This window comes from Vibrio sp. L3-7, assembly GCF_963898195.1.
Classification (GTDB): Bacteria; Pseudomonadota; Gammaproteobacteria; order Enterobacterales; family Vibrionaceae; genus Vibrio; species Vibrio echinoideorum.
This window is the reverse complement of record NZ_CAWQUW010000008.1, coordinates 156,193-174,601: the sequence shown is the minus strand read 5'-3', so window position 1 is coordinate 174,601 and position 18,409 is coordinate 156,193. Positions and strand designations below refer to the sequence as shown.

The following is an 18,409-nucleotide window of genomic DNA, read 5'->3' as shown; positions in this document are numbered from 1 at the left end:
CTAAAGGGTTGTCGTAGACTACGACGTTGATAGGCAGGGTGTGTAAGTGCTGCGAGGCATTGAGCTAACCTGTACTAATTGCCCGTGAGGCTTAACCATACAACACCCAAGGGGTTTTGTGGACTCAGAAGTACCAGACCTTGAATGCGTTTGAAGAGAAATACTTTTAAATAAGCTTTCCGAATTTTAAAATTTGCTTGGCGACCATAGCATTGTGGACCCACCTGATTCCATGCCGAACTCAGAAGTGAAACACAATAGCGCCGATGGTAGTGTGGGGTTTCCCCATGTGAGAGTAGGACATCGCCAGGCTTTAAATTAAATCTTTAGGTTGACCGACCTGGAGATATGGACGCTCACTTAGTGAGTTGACCACTGCGGAGTGGTAGTTCAGTTGGTTAGAATACCGGCCTGTCACGCCGGGGGTCGCGGGTTCGAGTCCCGTCCACTCCGCCACTTATTCAGAGTTTCAGCTCTTTAAAACTGAAAATAGGGGTGTAGCTCCAATTGGCAGAGCAGCGGATTCCAAATCCGCGTGTTGGGAGTTCGAATCTCTCCACCCCTGCCATATTTAAGGCTCTAGTCGAAAGACTAGAGCCTTTTTTGCTTTCTAGGATTTGATAAATTCAACAGTTACATCCGGTATAGAAAGAGTACCGAGCTAATATTGTCTTTATATTGAGTTCTGAAATGTTCGTCGTTTATCTCTTCCTGTTTGAAGTTTGAAAGCTCCCCAATTAACTAGCAATACCTCAATTCTCTTCGAAAAATCGAACTCGATATGCACCTATAGCTTAATGACGACTACTATAAATAATAGACATTGTTCACTTGGAATTGTTATGAGGTTATTTTGTACATTAGCCGCAATCTTTTGTTCGTTTTTTGTATTGGCAACCCCATGGGAAAAAGAGAAAAGCCCGACAAGAAACTCAACCTCATCAATCGGAAGTTATGCCAATGGTTGTCTTGATGGCGCACAGGCTTTGCCTATTGATGGGCAGGGATACCAAATTATTCGCCCTCAGAGAGAGCGTTATTACGGCCATTCTGAGGCGATTCAGTTTATTGAAAGGTTAGGTGTTACTACTGATGAAAAACTCAACACCAATTTATTGGTTGGCGATATATCTCTGCCAAGAGGCGGACGTTTTTCTTCTGGCCATTCAAGCCATCAAACTGGGTTAGATATTGATATATGGTTGAGGCTAACAAGTAAGAGACTTTCAGTTAATGAGCTTGCTGTACCGAAACCTGTGAGTGTCGTGGATCTAACCAACTACAAATTGCGCAAATCGAATTGGACTGATGATCACTTTCAAGTTATTCGCTATGCAGCGAAAGATGAAAAAGTGGTGCGTATTTTTGTCCATCCAGTGATTAAACAAGCCCTTTGTGAACAAGAAGATCCTGATGCCAATGATAGAACCTGGTTAGAAAAAATCAGACCTTGGTGGGGTCACCACTCTCATTTTCATGTTCGTTTAAAATGTCCTAAAGGTAGTTCTAACTGCATCGCTCAGGCAAACCCGCCAAAAGGTGATGGTTGTGGAGATGAGCTTGCCAGTTGGGCTCCGCAGACCATTCCAGTGCCTCCACCTAAAAAAGTCGTTAAAAGTAAGAAAAAAAAGAAAGTTAAAGTAATGCCGAGTCAGTGTTTGGCCTTGATATCTAATAAGTAATCGCATCTATCGAGGTTAATTACAGTGGTAATTCCACTGACTTTCTCGTCTCTGAAACTGGAGAAATGTCACACTTTTGTCTAGAGTTTATAAACACGTAATTAAGAACATCGTTTGATATTAAAAAAACAACAACGACAACAGTAGGAACAATGGCGAATTTGATAACGTTTGGTCAGGGATGGAGAGTTTTGGGGTGAAAGATACGGCTTATGTGCAGTTGTGAAATCAGAGTCTGATACCCGTCGATAGATAATTCAAGGATAAGACTATGACTATGATTTGTGCAAAGGAATTTTCAGAATGGTTACGACATAGGTTCAGTACGGAAAGCTCAGGTATTTCTATCTCAAGAGATGATATTAATCAATTGACCGGTAGACAACGATTAGACCCTAGTTTCGTCAATGATGTGCACTATGAATTAATGCAGTATGGAATGGCATTTGTGACAGACACCAGTAGGGAGAATTTTTATCTTGTTCCTATAGCACAATCGATAAATTGGCGAGAGCGACTCGAATATCAATTTGAAAAAGAGCTTTTCTGCAATATTTATCCAATTGGTAAATCGGGATAAAAAAAAGGTTCAACTTATGGTTAAGTTGAACCTTTTCTTTTTTAGGTCAAGCCTTGAATGATAACAAACTTCTCTAGTAGTTCATCGTCAGTTTCAATATGGTTTGGGTCAGTGATGATACATTTTGTAATAGGGCACACTGATTGACATGTTGGCTTCTCATAGTGACCTTTACACTCAGTACATAAATCAGGATCGATTTCGAAGATACTGTCACCCATCGTGATTGCGCCATTTGGGCATTCTGGGTCACACATATCGCAGTTTATGCACTTGTCAGTTATTAACAGAGCCATTGCTTTCTTCTCAGTAGAGTTTCTAGGTAAAGTTATTTACCTGAAGCGTTACGTGTATCTTGGCCTGCGCTCAAGTTACGCATTAACAAACCAAATTCTAGGTCAAGGTCAGCCGGTACTGGAATAAATACAAAGTGACCGTTACCTTTTGCGTCATCTACTGGCTGAGATTTACGGTTCTCCATAACTTCTAACTTGAAAACGATGTTACCTTTTGGTGTCATCATTTCTAAGCTATCGCCAACTAGGAACTTGTTCTTCACTTCGACTTCCGCTAAGTCACCGCGGCGGTTGCCAGTGAATTCACCTACGAATTGTTGAGTATCTGAGATTGAGTAACCGTACTCGTAGTTTTGGTATGTGTCGTGAGTGTGGCGACGCAAGAAACCTTCAGTGTAGCCACGGTGAGCTAGGCTCTCTAACGTACCCATTAGGCTTTCATCAAATGGTTTGCCTGCAACAGCATCATCAATGGCTTTACGGTAAACCTGCGCTGTACGTGCACAGTAGTAGAATGACTTAGTGCGGCCTTCGATTTTAAGAGAGTGAACACCCATCTTAGTTAAGCGTTCAACGTGCTGAATCGCGCGAAGATCTTTAGAGTTCATGATGTAAGTACCATGCTCATCTTCAAACGCTGCCATTTTCTCTTCTGGCTTGTGTGATTCAGAAAGTAAAACGACTTCATCAGTTGGTTTGCCAAGGCCTAGTGTGTTGTCTGGGCGCTCGTCTTGAACTTCAATACCTTGAGTTTCTACTTCTTGAATAGCGACACCTGTAGGGTTTGCTTCAACGATCTGACCGTTTTCGTCTTCTTTCGCTGCTTCAGTCTTGTATTCCCAACGACAAGCGTTAGTACAAGTGCCTTGGTTTGGATCGCGTTTATTCATGTAACCAGAAAGTAGACAACGACCGGAGTAAGCCATGCATAGTGCGCCGTGGACAAAGATCTCAAGTTCTGTTTCTGGACAGTTTTCGCGAATCTCTTCGATTTCTTCAAGTGAAAGCTCTCGAGATAAGATCACACGCTCAACGCCTTGAGTTGACCAGAATTTTACGGTTGCCCAGTTTACTGCGTTTGCTTGTACAGAAAGGTGGATTGGCATTTCTGGGAATGATTCACGAACCATCATGATAAGACCTGGGTCTGACATAATCAGAGCGTCAGGGCCCATCTCTACAACAGGTTTAAGGTCGCGAATGAATGTTTTTAATTTAGAGTTGTGTGGCTGAATGTTACATACAACATATAACTTTTTGCCTTGAGCATGAGCTTCATCGATACCGATTTGTAGGTTTTCGTGATTGAACTCGTTGTTACGAACACGAAGGCTGTAACGTGGCTGGCCTGCGTAAACTGCATCTGCGCCGTAGGCGAATGCGTAACGCATGTTTTTAAGGCTTCCTGCCGGTGATAATAGTTCAGGTACAAATGGTTTTTGTGTAGTCATTGCTTCGTTCTCTAATCTGATCTCAAGTCAGGTTGATACCACCAAGTGATATCAAAGGGGCGCAAATTTTACGCTAAAATGAGTTTGGTTGATAGCCTTAAAGATAACAATGATATTAAGAATAGGGTGGAGATATGGATATAAGCAGAAGTTTGAGGGAAGTAAGCTCAGATGCCATCGACATCTGAGCTTTGAGTATTACTGATTAAGCGTTAGGTTGAGTTAACCCGCCTAATGATTCAAATAGGTTTGGTAGGAAAACACTGAATTCACCACATAGAAGTGAGAAATCTGCATCAAAGCGCGCTGCTTGATCTTCGCGAGGAATGTCGTCGTTCTCATCTTTTAGTTCATCACTGAATTTCAGGCGCTTGATGCTGCCATCTTCAGCAAGAATAAACTCAATGCGATCTTGCCAGTTGATCAGAAGCTTAGTCACAACTTTGTTGGCTTCGATGTGGTTTTTAATCTCATCAGCTTCTAGTTCTTGTTTCTTAACTCGAACAATACCGCCGTCTTCTTGGATTGATTTAAGCTCTGCTTCATCAAGCATTGTAATACCCTTAGGAGTATCACCTGACTTAACCCATTCTGTCAGAGTCGTTTCAATCGCTTGCTCTGGAATAGCTGGTACTACTGGCAAGCTACCCATTGTTTTACGTAGTAATGCTAATACGTCTTCAGCTTTCTTGTAGCTGCTAGCATCAACCACAATAAAGCCTTCTTTCGGCATGATCAGCGCGTAAGTGAAGTTACTGCGGCTGAAAGCACGAGGAAGAAGGTCGATGATGATGTCTTCTTTTAGGCTGTCTTTTTCTTTCTTTTTCAGAGGAGTACCAGACTCTGCCTCAAGCGTTTCTACTTTTGCATTCAATGAATCTTTGATCACAGAAGCTGGAAGCATTTTCTCTTCTTTCTTTGCACAAATTAGAATGCGGTTTTCTGATACGTGCGTCATCATATCGCCGTGTCTACCCATCGCATTTACCCAGCCAAACTTCTGCTTGTCTTGACTACCACAAGGAGTAAAACGGAATTCTTCAAGTTGTTTCTCTAGCTGATCTGCGTTGAAATCAATATCACGGTTGAAGCGATAGACTAGGCAATTTTTAAACCACATAAATTTTTCTCATACCTTTTTAGAAGTGCTTCATGATATGAGATCTAACTTGATTTGTCCCTAGCTCTGTTCCAAAAGTTATAAAGTGAATTCTTTGAGACAGTTATATGAAAATTTGTTTTCAAAGGTCACAAAAGTGTCATAATTAACTCAGATAATGCAATGCGTTGATTACATACAAAGGCTATTCAATTATGTCGAGAAGGATTCTGGTCGTTGAGGATGAAGCACCTATTCGTGAGATGCTGTGTTTTGTTCTTGAACAAAAAGGCTACCAAGCAGTAGAGGCTGAAGATTACGATACAGCGGTAAACAAGCTATGTGAACCTTTCCCAGATCTAGTATTACTAGATTGGATGCTACCTGGTGGTAGCGGGATAAACTTTATCAAGCACATGAAGCGTGAAGAGTTAACTCGCAACATTCCTGTAGTGATGCTGACGGCTCGTGGCGAAGAAGAAGATAAGGTCCGTGGATTAGAAGTCGGCGCTGACGACTACATCACTAAACCATTTTCACCAAAAGAACTAGTAGCACGCCTCAAGGCGGTTATTCGTCGTGTCACGCCTACCGCATTGGAAGATGTTATTGATGTTCAAGGTCTTAAATTAGACCCTGTATCTCACCGCGTTACTGCAAGTGAAGGCCCTGTTGATATGGGACCGACCGAGTTTAAAATGCTGCACTTTTTTATGACTCACCAAGAGCGCGTATACAGCCGAGAACAGCTGCTGAACAATGTATGGGGTACCAACGTTTACGTTGAAGATCGTACTGTTGACGTACATATTCGACGCCTACGTAAGGCGCTTGAATCTGCAGGTCATGATAAGCTAATCCAAACGGTTCGCGGCGCGGGCTACCGTTTTTCTACAAAAGCTTAGTGTGGCTTCGCTACCCAGTTTACGGAGTCCTGAATGGTTGAAAAGTTAACCTGGAAAAAGCTAGCTTGGGAGCTGGCTTTTTTTTACGCACCTTGGGTTTTAGTCGGTTGGATATTCGGCTATTTACCATGGTTACTGCTCGCTGCTACGATTTTGCAGTTGGGGTGGCATTTACACAATCAGATGCGGTTGTCCGCTTGGTTGTGGGATGAAAAGCGTTTAACACCACCTTCAGGCTCAGGAAATTGGGAATCTCTGTTTAACGGTATTTATCGTATGCAGCAGAGGCAGCGTCGCAAACGCAAAGAACTGACTAACCTAATCCGCCGTTTCAGAAATGGTGCTGAATCTCTACCCGATGCCGTTGTGGTATTTCGCGGTGAAGGCAATATCGTTTGGTGTAACAAGCTTGCTCAGTATTTGCTGGGGTTTCGCTGGCCAGACGACTCTGGGCAACCTATCTCCAACTTGATCCGCACGCCGGACTTCATCAAGTACCTAAATAAACAAGATTTCTCAGAGCCGTTAGAGATGCCATCGCCACTCAATGTGGAACGTATGCTTGAATTGCGTATCGTGCCGTACACTGAGGGCGAACACCTGATGGTCGTGCGTGACGTTACTCAACTTAAACAGTTGGAAGGTATGCGTCGTAACTTCTTTGCTAACGTTTCTCACGAGTTGCGTACTCCAATGACCGTACTTCAGGGCTACCTTGAAATGACGGAAGATCCAGACATGATCGTTGGGCCTATGTGGCCTAAAGCCCATGGCGTGATGACTGAGCAATTAAACCGAATGAACAGTCTGGTGAATCAGCTTTTAACACTGTCAAAAATTGAAGCTGCACCGATGCATGAGTTGGATGAAGTCGTCAATGTACCGGCTATGTTAGAAGTATTGGAGAAAGAGGCTGCAAGCTTAAGTGGCGATCGTGAACATAAGCTAGAGTTTGATATTGATAAGAGCTTACGAGTCTTAGCGGATGAAGATCAGCTAAGAAGCGCAATATCGAATCTAGTTTACAACGCAGTCAAATATACGCCACCGGGCGCTACGGTTAAGGTTCGTTGGTATCAAACTAGCCAAGGTGCATGTTTGGACGTGTCAGACACCGGAGACGGAATAGAGCCACAACACCTGCATCGACTCACTGAGCGTTTTTATCGTGTTGATAAAGCTCGCTCACGCGATACGGGTGGTAGTGGTCTTGGGTTAGCGATTGTGAAGCATGCGCTTAGCCATCATGACTCACATTTAGAAATTCAAAGTGAAGTTGGCGTTGGTAGCCGATTCCATTTCACGCTTCCAAATAGACTAACCGTGTCATGAATACTTTAATACGCAGGACGCGTTTACCCGTTAGTTCATTATTATCGTTTGCTTTGGTTTACCCTAGTCATGCTGAACAGAGCATCGAATCGCTTCCCGATTATTCTAAGGTACCAGGTATTTCTGGGAGCTTATTGTCGGTAGGCTCGGATACTTTGGCGGGTATGACAACGTTATGGGTCGAAGAGTTTAAATCTTACTATCCGAATGTTAACGCTCAGGTTCAAGCTTCTGGTTCTGCAACGGCACCTCCAGCTTTAACGGAAGGTACAGCTCATCTTGGTCCTATGAGCCGACCAATGCGCCTAAGAGAAGTAGAAGCGTTCGAAAGAGAGCATGGCTATAAGCCAACAGCGCTCCGAGTTGCTATCGATGCTATCGGTCTGTTTGTGCACCGTGATAATCCAATTGAAGGGCTGAACTTTCGTCAGATTGACGGTATTTTTTCTGAGACATTACGCTGTGGTGCGACTAAGCCACTAAATAACTGGCATGATCTAGGCGTTGATCAACCGTGGGCAAAACATCGCTTCCAACTATTCGGCCGCAATTCAGTTTCGGGAACCTATGGTTACTTCAAGCAAAATGCGTTGTGCGGAGGTGATTTCAAGAATCGAGTCAATGAGCAGCCTGGTTCTGCTTCAGTTGTTCAATCTGTCGCATCGTCCATCAGTGGGATAGGCTACTCTGGCATTGGTTATCGAGTCGCTGGCGTTAAATTAATTCCGATTGCAGAGAAAGGTTTGCAATATGTTGAGCCTACTCGAGCGAATATTTTGAGCGGTGACTATCCGTTATCTCGCTTTTTGTATGTCTATGTGAACAAGCATCCTGATAAACCACTTTCTCCTGTTGAGAGAGAGTTTCTTACTTTTGTGTTCTCAAAGCAGGGACAAGAGCTTGTAGAAAAAGATGGTTACTTAGCGATACCGTCTGAGTTCGCAGAGCAAGAGTTAGCCAAGATCGGGCTCTAACTCATTCTTTAAAAAATGGTATACAGCTTGCTGAATAGTAGGCTGTTTTTGTTTTAGTTGATTGTCTTTAAGTTAACTCTTCAGCTTAATTTTAATAACCACCCCGTATTTTCCCAACGCTGTTGCTCTTCTTTGAGTTCATAATCAAGCAATTGATTTTTGACTAACCAGTCAGTGCTATCCCCTTCTAAAGTCCATCTTTCCTCCTGCTCAATCGTTAATTTCACACTTGGTGTTGATGATTGATTTCGTTGTCGATTGATAAGGATAGCAAGTCTTAATATTCGAATTAGGAGCGTTACTTGTTTAGGTTTAAACAGAGATAACTCAGGTAACTCTTGTCGCTTAATTGCTTTTCTTTGATAGCGAACCAATACCGAGAGCAGACGTTGTTGTTCTGTATTAAAGCCGGGCATCGTCGTATGTTTGAGCAAATAAGCTGAATGGCGATGGTAGCCTTGAAATGAAATACTTTGTCCTATTTCATGAAGCAGTGCTGACCAGCCAAGAAGATCAAATAATTCACGACTGACTTCGGTTTCTACCTGCGGTTTAATTTGTTTCAATAACGTAAGCGCTAGCTCTTTTACTTTTTCCCCATGAGCTAAGTCTATGTGGTAGCGTGAGATTAGTGCCTCTGCGGTGCGCACTCGTATGTCGCAGTTTTTAAACTTATCTTCCATATCATAAAGAACGCCTTCTCTTAAAGCGCCGTCAGAGAAGTGTAGCTCTTTGATATTTAGAGTATCCATTACTGCCGATAAAATGGTGACGCCAGCGGCAAACACCAGTTTTCTTTCATCGCTTAATCCTGAAAGAAGAATTTCTTTTGATGAAGAAAATTCACTCAAATGATTTTTTAGATAACTCAGTCGTGCTGGTGTTATATAGCCATCACAAAAACCTAATCCTATAAGTACCTCTTTGATTGATTTCGTTGTGCCAGATGAACCAAAGGCGACGTCCCAAGTCAATGAGTGGTAGTCCTCAATCAAGGGAGTTAACAACTGAATAGCCGCGGAATAGGCGTTAGAAAAGTGTTGTGATGTGAGTTTTCCATCAATGAAAAAACGTTGAGTGAAGCTGACACAACCCATCGATAAGCTATGAGTGATTTTGGGTGTAAAGCCCTGTCCTGCTATTATTTCAGTACTTCCTCCTCCTATATCAATCACGAGCTTTGTTTTAGAGGCTATCTGGGTATGTTCTACGCCGTTATAGATAATCCGGGCTTCTTCTTGTCCTGAAATGATCTCTATAGGAAAGGGGAATATGGTCTTTGCTCGTTCCAAAAATTCTTTAGCATTCTTAGCTTTTCTTAGCGTGTGTGTGGCAACTACTCTGACATCATCAACCTCAAAGTCAGTGAGTCTTTCGGCAAAGAGTGTGAGGCATTCCAAACCTCTCTCGATCGCGTTTTTGGATAGATACTGATGTGCGTCCAGCCCATCCCCCAATCTCACTTTTTGCTTGTGTCGACTGACCAACTGTAAGTGTTGATCAAAAACTTGAGCGACCACCATATGGAAGCTATTCGAACCTAAATCGATAGCTGCAATACATCTTGGGCGTTTATCACCGATTAACTGCATGACTTCTTCTCTTGCTTGTATTTCTTACGAGCTTGTTTCTCACTATGTTTAATATAGTGGTAAGTGGCGAGTTGTGACGTTGAATAATCTAGGCGGTTAGATTGTGGCGGTAAATAAACGTTACTCATCGCTTGGTCAAGGCTCCGGGCTTTGTTGTAATCTTCAAAATGAAACTCAGTGATGTCGATAATGGTTTGCTTGATCTTTGGGTCTAAAATAGGGGCTGCCACCTCGATTCGGTGGTCAAAATTTCGTGTCATCCAGTCAGCTGAAGATATGTATACTTTGGGTTTTCCTGTGTTATGAAAGATCATCACCCTTGGATGCTCGAGAAAACGATCGACCACGCTAATGATCTCAATATTGTCACTGATGTTTGGGATCCCTGGCACCAAAGAGCACATACCACGAATGATCATTCTAATTTTTACATTCGCCTGACTGGCTTGATACAGTTTGTCGATGATACCTCGGTCGACTAAGTTGTTTAATTTCAGAGTGATCGATGCTGGTTTGTTATCAGCCGCATTCTGTATTTCATTGTCGATTAACTGATAAAGCCGTTTTCGGGTATTTTTTGGTGACACAATAAGCAGTTTAAATTGTGATTTTTGATAAGGGTTCTCAATGTATTTGAAGACCTGTCTAACCTCTTGCGTTAACTCTTCATTTGCAGTTAACAAAGAAAAATCAGTGTAGACGCGAGCTGTCACTTCATGAAAATTACCCGTTCCAATATGAGCATAATGCTCCAGCGTTTTGCCGTTTTTTCTTTTGATGAGCAATAGCTTGGAGTGAATCTTTAAACTTGGTATCCCATGGATCACTTTTACGCCAGCTTCTTGAAGGGTCTTAGTCCATTGAATATTGGCTTGTTCATCAAAGCGAGCTTGTAGCTCGACCACGACCGTCACTTTTTTACCATTATGTGCGGCATCAATTATTGAGTTGAGCAGCTTAGAACCTCGAGCTACTCGATAGATGTTTATTTTGATGACTGTGACTTTAGGGTCAAATGAGGCTTGCCTAACAAGTTCAGTAATGTGGTCAAAGGTGTGATAGGGGTAATGCAATAAGATATCGCGTGCTTTGATTGCTTCAAAATAGTTGGGGTACTGACTGAATTGAGCACATTTAATGGCTGAGAGCGGACGATTGATCAGATCATGTCGATTGAGGCTTGGGAACTCAGAAAAGTGTTTAAAGTTATGATAACGCCCACCCGCAATCACGTTATCATAATCTGATAGTTTGAGTTTGAGTCGTAAAAAACTTAGCATTTCAGCTGGCATTTCAGATTCATAAATGAGGCGAATTGGCAGTGCTGTGAGACGTTGCTCTAAACCTAACGACATCGCCTCTAGCAGGTTGTTGTTACTATTTTTTTGTCGTTCATCGTCTTTTTGCAGATCATAATCTGCATCGCGAGTCATTTTAATGGCAAAGCAGGTCAATGAATCGTAATCAAAGAACCCTTTTAATAGGTCGTCTAGACATAATCGAACTATATTATCTAATAAGATCAAAGTTGTACGTTGTGAATCTGAAGCCTCTGGAAGCTTAACAAAACGAGGGAGTTCTTCAGATGGGATCTCTAACAGTGCATATTGAGAAGAGTCGTGACGGTTGATGTCGATGGCAAAATAGCTCTGGTCATCTTTTAGGATATTGAGTAACAGACTATCTTCGTTTAACAACAAAGGGGTTAAGTGGGGGAGTACTTTTTTCTTAAAATACTTCCTAACCCATTCACTTTGTTCCGCGCTGATTTGCTGTTCATTGACCAGAAAAATACGGTTACGTGCTAATTCTAACAATAAATCGTTGTACAGTTCATTGAAGCGAACGTCTAGTTCACCAGCTTTATCCTGCATTCGAGCTAGCAAGGTTTTGGGGGAGTTTGTTGATGTTGGTGGATCTTTAAACAAGATCTTACGTTTTATGTCAGCAAATCGGACTTTGTAGAATTCATCGAGATTTTTGGAGTAAATGCCTAAAAAGCGAATCCTTTCAATCAATGGAACAGATTTATCAGCCGCTTCTTGCAGCACCCTTTCATTGAAAGATAACCAGCTAAGTTCTTTTGTGACATAGTCTTTTTCCATCGTCATGCTTAATCCTAGAATGCTGGTTGTCGAGGGTGTGATTTTAATTTAGAACGATACGATTCACAAAATTCGTGATCTTATTTTGAGAAATAAGGTTAACAAACTTGTTATTAGTTTCAGTTGTTTAACGTTACTTGTAATATAACTGTCATCTAAAGTACATATTATGTCAGTAGCTAAAAAAAGGTAGATAAACAGATGGCTTCATCCCAATTTTCATTGAAAGAGCGCGACAAAAAAAGATGGTTGAAAGATCGTCTCGTCCGTTTTTCAGTGACATGCGGTGGCGTCAGCGTTTTAGCTGCTTTGGTTTTGATCTTTGTTTACTTGGCGATGGTCATTTTACCCGTATTTTCTGATACTGGCTTAGAGACGGACCAAGCCGTTAAAACCGTTGGTGTGGAAGAGCCTATCGCTTTATCTGTTGATGAATACGGCCAACATGCATTTACCATCGAAAAATCTGGTTTGGTGCAATTTTGGGATTTAGATTCTCAAAAAGCACATTCTTACTTTGAGCGCACTGTCTTAACCAATCCAATTGCCTTCTCTCGAAATACCCCTTCTGAAAATTGGTTCGCCTTTGCTGATAGCGAAAGCAACATGACTTTCTTCTACCCAGAGTATAGTGCGCCTGTGCTGCAAAAGGGCAATGAAGCTGAGCCGAAAATCGAGCAAATCAAGTTACCTGAACCATTTTTAAATAGTGATTCATCAAATGGTGCTGTGATCGATAAGTTCTCATTTTCTAAAAATAGACATGACATCACGGTTGCTGCTCAGTTAACTGACCAGCGAGTTGTCGTTAAGTGGTATCAACGTGACCTCGCTGGTGAATATGTTTTGAAGAAGAGCCAATGGTTATCGGATAAGCTAGGTTTGCAACAACAATTATTAGTCACGCCTGATGGACAAACTCTATACCTCCGATCTCAATCTGACTTGGCTGTTTTGAAACTCTCGAATACTGGTTTTAATGTTCGAGAAGTCATTGACCTTAGTTTGAGTGATGCAAAGCATGCCGTAAAAAGCATCGATTTATTATCGGGCGCCTACTCCCTACTGGTAACTCATCAGGATGGACAAGTTTCTCAATGGTTTGATGTACTGAAAGATGAACAGCGTAGTCTGACTCATATTCGAGACTTTCAGCTAGCTGAAGAAGTGCAGTTTATTTTGCCTGATACTTATCGGAAGGGTTTCTACAGTTTCTATAAGAATGGCACAATACAAAGTCACTATACGACCAGTGAAAAGCTCTCTCTATTTGAACGGGCATTCGATAAATCACCACAACTAGCGGCGATGTCTGCCAATGAATTGCATTTGGCGACGCTTATCGATGACAAAATCAGTGTTGCTAAGGTCGACAATGAATACCCACAAATTTCATTTTCAGCGCTTTGGCAAAAAGTCTGGTATGAAAGTTATCCAGAGCCTCAATATGTTTGGCAATCAACGTCTGCTAATGATGATTTTGAAGAGAAATTCAGTTTAGTCCCTATCACTTTTGGCACCATCAAAGCGGCTCTATTCGCCATGATGTTTGCCGTACCAGTTGCTGTGCTCGGGGCCATTTATACTGCCTACTTTATGTCTCCGCGAATGAGAAGAGTGGTGAAGCCTTCGATTGAACTAATGGAAGCCTTACCAACCGTTATTATTGGTTTCTTGGCCGGGCTTTGGTTTGCCCCAATCGTTGAAACCCATTTGACGGCTGTCTTCTCATTGATGGTCTTGCTGCCATTAAGCACATTATTGACGGGGTTTGTTTGGTTCTGTTTACCGAAGATGGTGACGAGTCACTTCTCTAATGGTTGGCATGCGCTGATATTGATACCTGTTTTGGTTATTACTGTTGTTACAGTGTTTGCTGGTGGCAACAGTATTGAAGCTTTATTATTTGATGGTGATATTCGAACTTTCCTTGCAAGTTATGGCATCGACTTTGACCAACGTAATGCGTTAGTGGTTGGTTTCGCCATGGGCTTTGCGGTTATTCCTACGATTTTTACCATTGCAGAAGATGCCATTTTCTCAGTCCCAAAACACTTGTCAGATGGTTCACTAGCTTTGGGGGCGACTGCGTGGCAGACCCTTATTTATGTCGTGTTATTGACGGCCAGTCCCGGTATTTTTTCAGCGGTCATGATGGGACTAGGGCGAGCAGTTGGCGAAACCATGATTGTCTTGATGGCTACAGGCAACACACCAATTCTCGATTGGAATATTTTGGAAGGGATGAGGACATTATCGGCAACGATTGCCGTTGAACTACCAGAATCAGAGGTGGGTGGGTCTCATTTCCGCTTGTTGTTCCTAGCGGCACTCTTACTGTTTATTTTCACGTTCGCGGTTAACTCTGTTGCTGAGTGGGTAAGGCAAAGATTGAGAGATAAATATCGTGCTCTGTAGTTTTGGTGCATTATCTCGTTATTTTATTGAATCTCATTATTTTGCTGAGGTAATTGAGCTCTGTGTTTGTGCATGTCATGACAATGATGACAGCTTTGTTGATATCGACACAGTCCAAGGTAGGTGGCGATGAACAAGCTTAAATCATTAATATCTTGGGTTAAGTCGGGCTCTCCGTGGATCTGGTTAACCGGTGGTGCAGTGAGCATTAGTATGCTCTCTGTTCTTGGCTTAATGTTGTTGATTGGTTGGAAAGGGTTAACCTATTTCTGGCCAGCGCCTTTGTACCAGTGGCAAGTCGACTCTAAAGACTTATCGTTAGTTGTCGATCTTGACGAAACGGTGTCAAAGCAAGATGTACTAATCGGTCAGTTGTATGAACGAAAATACATACCGATAGAGCAGGTGCCACAAGCTCATGACCTTTTATCGTCAGAAAATATTTCGACTGGATTAATACAGCGCTTAAGTATCAAAGTTGCAAACAGAGAGCTCTATCCTGCTGATTTCGTTTCTATATTAGACGTTAATTTGCTTGAGCCAACCACACCCTCTGGATGGGCTGTGATTGAGCGCAGTCGTGGTGGGTATTTCTTTGGTAAACCTGTTGGTTTTAAAACGGCTTCCGGAACCTTCAACTCGAACATTGATCAAAAGCTTGAAGACGGTTTGGCGTTTGCCTACACACTACGGGAAGAAACGTCTCGCGTTGTAAACCAAGAAATACGTAATGTTAGCTGGCAGTTGGAAAACTTGCGTTTGGAAAAGCGTAAGCTTGAACTTAATGAGTCGGTGAGTGATGACTATCTTAAAACGTATACAGAAACCAAACTCGAATTAAATCGCCAATTAGATGAAGCAGAAGTAAAGCTAGAGCATCTTAGAACGCAGTTGAATGTGGAAAGCTTGCTGGTGGAAGATATGACAGGCGAGCCGGTTGAGATACCACTCAGTCATATATTGGATTATTGGTATCCCAATAAGATGTCTTACCCTGAAAAGGTTGCGCATTGGGGTAAACAAGTTTGGAAATTTTTATCTGAAAATCCTCGAGACTCAAATTCAGAAGGCGGCGTCTTCCCTGCAATTTTTGGTACTGTGTTACTTGTCATACTGATGTCGATTGTGGTGATGCCTTTAGGTGTTGTTGCTGCTATCTACCTACATGAGTACGCGAAAAGTAATGCATTGACCCGTTTAATTCGTATTGCCGTGATCAATTTGGCGGGTGTTCCTTCGATCGTATATGGCGTTTTTGGTTTAGGCTTTTTTGTTTATACCATTGGTGGCTCTATCGATAGCTTGTTTTATGCAGAGCGATTACCCGCTCCAACATTTGGTACTCCTGGATTACTCTGGTCGGCACTGACTTTGGCCGTATTGACGCTTCCAGTTGTGATAGTGACAACAGAAGAAGGTTTGACGCGAATTCCTAGCGCGGTGAGACATGGTTCTTTGGCGCTTGGTGCAACTCAATTTGAGACGCTATGGCGTATAGTGTTACCGATGGCAAGCCCTGCAATTATTACTGGTTTAATATTAGCGATTGCTAGAGCTGCGGGGGAAGTGGCCCCATTGATGTTAGTGGGGGTTGTTAAACTCGCATCAAGTTTGCCTGTTGATAGTCAGTTTCCATACATCCACTTAGATAGAAAGTTCATGCATTTAGGCTTTCATATCTACGATGTTGGTTTTCAGACTTCTAATATCGAAGCGGCACGACCTTTAGTGTATGCGACTTCATTTTTACTGGTTACGGTGATCGTTGGCTTGAATTTAACAGCCATTAATATCCGTAATAACTTGCGTGAAAAATACCGTACATTAGGACAAGATTAAATGTTCTCAATTAATGAAACCTTGGGTTACCAAGCACCACTAGATGTTCATAACCTAACTGAGGAGCAAACCGCTATCTCAATTGAAGGGTTGAATCTTTATTATAAAGAAAGCCAAGCACTCGATGATATCTCAATGCAGATCCCGAAAGGGCAAGTGACAGCTTTCATCGGCCCTTCTGGATGTGGTAAGTCGACCCTATTACGCTGTATTAATCGTATGAACGATTTAGTTGAAGGCTGTAAGGTTTCAGGGAAAGTAAAACTTCATGGTAAAAATGTGTACCACCCTAAGGTCGATGTGGCGACATTGAGACGTCGTGTCGGCATGGTATTCCAACGCCCCAACCCTTTCCCTAAGTCTATCTATGAGAATGTGGTTTACGGCTTGAGACTCCAAGGTATGAGTAACAGTCGAGATCTTGATGATGCGGTTGAACGCTCACTACGTGCAGCGGCGTTATGGGACGAAGTTAAAGACAGGTTACATGAAAATGCATTTGGCTTATCAGGCGGTCAACAGCAACGTTTAGTCATTGCACGCGCAGTGGCGATTGAGCCAGAAGTCCTGTTGTTAGATGAACCGACATCGGCATTGGATCCTATTTCCACGTTGACGATTGAAGAATTGATCAACGATCTGAAAACACAGTACACAGTGGTTATCGTTACTCATAACATGCAACAAGCGGCGCGTGTGAGTGACCATACTGCTTTTATCCATATGGGAAAATTGATCGAGTACTCAGATACTGACTCAATCTTTACGTCGCCATTGAAAAATCAAACAGAAGACTACATAACAGGTCGGTATGGTTAACAGGTATAGCTAACGTTTTAATCGGAGCCACCTAGAGCTAAGTCACTCTGAAATAAACGGCTTTATTCATTTCTTTTAAGGAGCTGACATGCATTTTGGTCGCCACATCTCAGGACAGTTTAATGTCGAATTAGAATCTATCCGTACACACGTATTAACCATGGGTGGATTGGTAGAGCAGCAGTTGTCCTTTGCGATGCAAGCTCTGCATAAAGATGACGCGGAACTGGCCAAAAAAGTAATTCGTGACGATCATAAAGTTAATGCAATGGAAGTATCTATTGATGAGGCATGTACTCGTATTATTGCGAAGCGTCAGCCGACCGCAAAAGATCTGCGTTTGATTATGGCGATCATCAAAACCATTACCGACTTAGAACGTATTGGCGATGTTGCCTCTAAAATTGCTCAAGGCGCGATCGAGATCCCTTCGACCAAAGAGCAAAAATTTCATGTCTCATTAGAGCCTCTTTGTCGTCAGGCAATCACCATGCTTCACCAAGTATTAGATGCGTTTGCTCGTATGGATGTCGATGCTGCGGCAGAAGTTCACAAACTTGATGATAAGTTGGATGCGGAATACGAGGCAGTCATTCGTCAGTTAATGACGTATATGATGGAAGATCCTAAGAACATCCCAAATATTTTACAGGTGATGTGGTCAGCTCGTGCGATTGAGCGAGTGGGAGACCGTTGCCAAAATATCTGCGAATACATTATTTACTTTGTGAAGGGTAAAGATGTACGTCACCTAGGCGATCAAAGCCTTGATGACGCACTGAAGTAGGTCGAGCCTTTAAAAGCTAATAATGGCACCAAGATTGAAATTGACCGTCGTGTCGTAAGGCACAAAGGTTTTATTGTGATCAAAGATATTCATATCAACACCTGCACGTAGTCCAAGCATTGGTGTCGCTTGGTACACGTAGGCACCGCCTAGGCTCAAACCATGTGTTGTCTTCTCTTCAACTTCGCCTGAGCACGTTTTTGTGCCGTCATAGCTTGCCATTCCGATCTCAGCTTGAAAACCGTGAATTTTATTTCGCCCAAACATATTTTGAATACCAACACGGTAAGCATCCACTGTTTCGTCATAGCGACTGCTGTCATACCAAAGGTGGGAGTAGCTTAAGTACAGTGCACCCAAGTTTGCCACATCAGTAATACCAGCTTGTATTCCAAAACCATGGTAAGCGCCGATTTTTACTTCAGGAGATAGGTGAAGGCCGTTTGAAAATGCAGATGTTGAAAATAAAGCGGAAGCTAAAAGGAGTGTTTTTAATTTCATGGTACCACCGAGGTAAATTCAGCTCTCCT

The 18,409-nt window shown here is 42.4% G+C and carries 15 protein-coding genes, 2 tRNA genes and 2 rRNA genes; 13 read left to right on the top strand and 6 right to left on the bottom strand.

Annotated elements, in window-relative coordinates; genetic code table 11:
- The 6 genes from AACW75_RS08485 to AACW75_RS08460 all read left to right on the top strand — a co-directional run.
- Positions 1–99: ribosomal RNA gene (locus tag AACW75_RS08485) — 23S ribosomal RNA — on the top strand; the annotation flags it as partial.
- Between the two features lie 97 nt (positions 100–196).
- Positions 197–312 (top strand): 5S ribosomal RNA (rrf, locus tag AACW75_RS08480).
- A 67-nt stretch (positions 313–379) separates the two neighbouring features.
- Positions 380–456, top strand: a tRNA-Asp gene (locus AACW75_RS08475).
- Between the two features lie 35 nt (positions 457–491).
- Positions 492–568, top strand: a tRNA-Trp gene (locus AACW75_RS08470).
- Positions 569–842: 274 nt separating this feature from the next.
- A complete protein-coding gene (mepA, locus tag AACW75_RS08465; protein ID WP_145570640.1) occupies positions 843–1,682 on the top strand; it encodes a penicillin-insensitive murein endopeptidase in 840 nt (279 codons plus the stop codon).
- A gap of 271 nt (positions 1,683–1,953) precedes the next feature.
- A complete protein-coding gene (locus AACW75_RS08460; RefSeq protein WP_145565944.1) occupies positions 1,954–2,262 on the top strand; it encodes a hypothetical protein in 309 nt (102 codons plus the stop codon).
- A gap of 41 nt (positions 2,263–2,303) precedes the next feature.
- On the opposite strand, the gene AACW75_RS08455 is transcribed toward AACW75_RS08460, so the two are convergent.
- The 3 genes from AACW75_RS08455 to rdgC all read right to left on the bottom strand — a co-directional run bounded on the left by AACW75_RS08455 (position 2,304) and on the right by rdgC (position 5,129).
- On the bottom strand, positions 2,304–2,558 hold the full coding sequence (locus AACW75_RS08455; RefSeq protein ID WP_004735061.1) for a YfhL family 4Fe-4S dicluster ferredoxin: 255 nt from the start codon (positions 2,556–2,558) through the stop codon (positions 2,304–2,306).
- 32 nt (positions 2,559–2,590) lie between these two features.
- Positions 2,591–4,009, bottom strand: coding sequence for a prephenate-dependent tRNA uridine(34) hydroxylase TrhP (gene trhP, locus AACW75_RS08450; RefSeq protein WP_145570524.1), 1,419 nt, complete (start codon positions 4,007–4,009; stop codon positions 2,591–2,593).
- A 205-nt stretch (positions 4,010–4,214) separates the two neighbouring features.
- Entirely contained in the window at positions 4,215–5,129 is a 915-nt protein-coding gene (gene rdgC / locus AACW75_RS08445) for a recombination-associated protein RdgC (protein WP_009848262.1), read from the bottom strand.
- A 194-nt stretch (positions 5,130–5,323) separates the two neighbouring features.
- Here rdgC and phoB point away from each other — a divergent pair, with 194 nt between their 5' ends.
- The 3 genes from phoB to AACW75_RS08430 are packed head-to-tail and all read left to right on the top strand — an operon-like array spanning position 5,324 to position 8,319.
- On the top strand, positions 5,324–6,013 hold the full coding sequence (gene phoB / locus AACW75_RS08440) for a phosphate regulon transcriptional regulator PhoB (RefSeq protein ID WP_004735064.1): 690 nt from the start codon (positions 5,324–5,326) through the stop codon (positions 6,011–6,013).
- Positions 6,014–6,046: 33 nt separating this feature from the next.
- Entirely contained in the window at positions 6,047–7,345 is a 1,299-nt protein-coding gene (phoR, locus tag AACW75_RS08435; RefSeq protein ID WP_135455573.1) for a phosphate regulon sensor histidine kinase PhoR, read from the top strand.
- Positions 7,342–8,319 carry a PstS family phosphate ABC transporter substrate-binding protein gene (locus AACW75_RS08430; RefSeq protein WP_145570526.1) on the top strand — a complete coding sequence of 326 codons (978 nt, stop codon included), beginning with the start codon at positions 7,342–7,344 and terminating at the stop codon, positions 8,317–8,319. The genes phoR and AACW75_RS08430 overlap by 4 nt, the downstream gene beginning before the upstream one ends.
- Before the next feature lie 80 nt (positions 8,320–8,399).
- Here AACW75_RS08430 and ppx read toward each other — a convergent pair whose 3' ends face one another.
- Both ppx and ppk1 read right to left on the bottom strand, forming a co-directional pair.
- Positions 8,400–9,911: an exopolyphosphatase gene (gene ppx, locus AACW75_RS08425; protein WP_145570528.1), complete on the bottom strand. Its 1,512-nt coding sequence runs from the start codon at positions 9,909–9,911 to the stop codon at positions 8,400–8,402.
- The gene (ppk1, locus tag AACW75_RS08420) at positions 9,902–12,016 is read right to left on the bottom strand and encodes a polyphosphate kinase 1 (protein ID WP_145570642.1); all 2,115 of its coding nucleotides are present in this window, start codon (positions 12,014–12,016) and stop codon (positions 9,902–9,904) included. Before ppk1 ends, ppx begins: the two co-directional genes overlap by 10 nt.
- 201 nt (positions 12,017–12,217) lie before the next feature.
- Here ppk1 and AACW75_RS08415 point away from each other — a divergent pair, with 201 nt between their 5' ends.
- The 4 genes from AACW75_RS08415 to phoU all read left to right on the top strand — a co-directional run bounded on the left by AACW75_RS08415 (position 12,218) and on the right by phoU (position 17,879).
- Positions 12,218–14,434, top strand: coding sequence for an ABC transporter permease subunit (locus tag AACW75_RS08415; protein WP_145570530.1), 2,217 nt, complete (start codon positions 12,218–12,220; stop codon positions 14,432–14,434).
- 129 nt (positions 14,435–14,563) lie between these two features.
- Entirely contained in the window at positions 14,564–16,273 is a 1,710-nt protein-coding gene (gene pstA / locus AACW75_RS08410; protein WP_145570532.1) for a phosphate ABC transporter permease PstA, read from the top strand.
- Entirely contained in the window at positions 16,274–17,092 is an 819-nt protein-coding gene (gene pstB / locus AACW75_RS08405; protein ID WP_017074093.1) for a phosphate ABC transporter ATP-binding protein PstB, read from the top strand. It abuts the gene before it with no gap.
- Between the two features lie 88 nt (positions 17,093–17,180).
- Entirely contained in the window at positions 17,181–17,879 is a 699-nt protein-coding gene (gene phoU, locus AACW75_RS08400) for a phosphate signaling complex protein PhoU (protein ID WP_004735072.1), read from the top strand.
- A 9-nt stretch (positions 17,880–17,888) separates the two neighbouring features.
- On the opposite strand, the gene AACW75_RS08395 is transcribed toward phoU, so the two are convergent.
- Positions 17,889–18,380, bottom strand: a complete 492-nt coding sequence (locus AACW75_RS08395) for a hypothetical protein (RefSeq protein ID WP_145570534.1) — start codon at positions 18,378–18,380, stop codon at positions 17,889–17,891.
- Between the last annotated feature and the right edge of the window lie 29 nt (positions 18,381–18,409).

Bases quoted from the DNA above. Each gene is read 5' to 3' on its own strand.
- mepA (WP_145570640.1), top strand. From the start codon at position 843: ATGAGGTTATTTTGTACATTAGCCGCAATCTTTTGTTCGTTTTTTGTA.
- AACW75_RS08460 (WP_145565944.1), top strand. From the start codon at position 1,954: ATGACTATGATTTGTGCAAAGGAATTTTCAGAATGGTTACGACATAGG.
- AACW75_RS08455 (WP_004735061.1), bottom strand. From the start codon at position 2,558: ATGGCTCTGTTAATAACTGACAAGTGCATAAACTGCGATATGTGTGAC.
- trhP (WP_145570524.1), bottom strand. From the start codon at position 4,009: ATGACTACACAAAAACCATTTGTACCTGAACTATTATCACCGGCAGGA.
- rdgC (WP_009848262.1), bottom strand. From the start codon at position 5,129: ATGTGGTTTAAAAATTGCCTAGTCTATCGCTTCAACCGTGATATTGAT.
- phoB (WP_004735064.1), top strand. From the start codon at position 5,324: ATGTCGAGAAGGATTCTGGTCGTTGAGGATGAAGCACCTATTCGTGAG.
- phoR (WP_135455573.1), top strand. From the start codon at position 6,047: ATGGTTGAAAAGTTAACCTGGAAAAAGCTAGCTTGGGAGCTGGCTTTT.
- AACW75_RS08430 (WP_145570526.1), top strand. From the start codon at position 7,342: ATGAATACTTTAATACGCAGGACGCGTTTACCCGTTAGTTCATTATTA.
- ppx (WP_145570528.1), bottom strand. From the start codon at position 9,911: ATGCAGTTAATCGGTGATAAACGCCCAAGATGTATTGCAGCTATCGAT.
- ppk1 (WP_145570642.1), bottom strand. From the start codon at position 12,016: ATGGAAAAAGACTATGTCACAAAAGAACTTAGCTGGTTATCTTTCAAT.
- AACW75_RS08415 (WP_145570530.1), top strand. From the start codon at position 12,218: ATGGCTTCATCCCAATTTTCATTGAAAGAGCGCGACAAAAAAAGATGG.
- pstA (WP_145570532.1), top strand. From the start codon at position 14,564: ATGAACAAGCTTAAATCATTAATATCTTGGGTTAAGTCGGGCTCTCCG.
- pstB (WP_017074093.1), top strand. From the start codon at position 16,274: ATGTTCTCAATTAATGAAACCTTGGGTTACCAAGCACCACTAGATGTT.
- phoU (WP_004735072.1), top strand. From the start codon at position 17,181: ATGCATTTTGGTCGCCACATCTCAGGACAGTTTAATGTCGAATTAGAA.
- AACW75_RS08395 (WP_145570534.1), bottom strand. From the start codon at position 18,380: ATGAAATTAAAAACACTCCTTTTAGCTTCCGCTTTATTTTCAACATCT.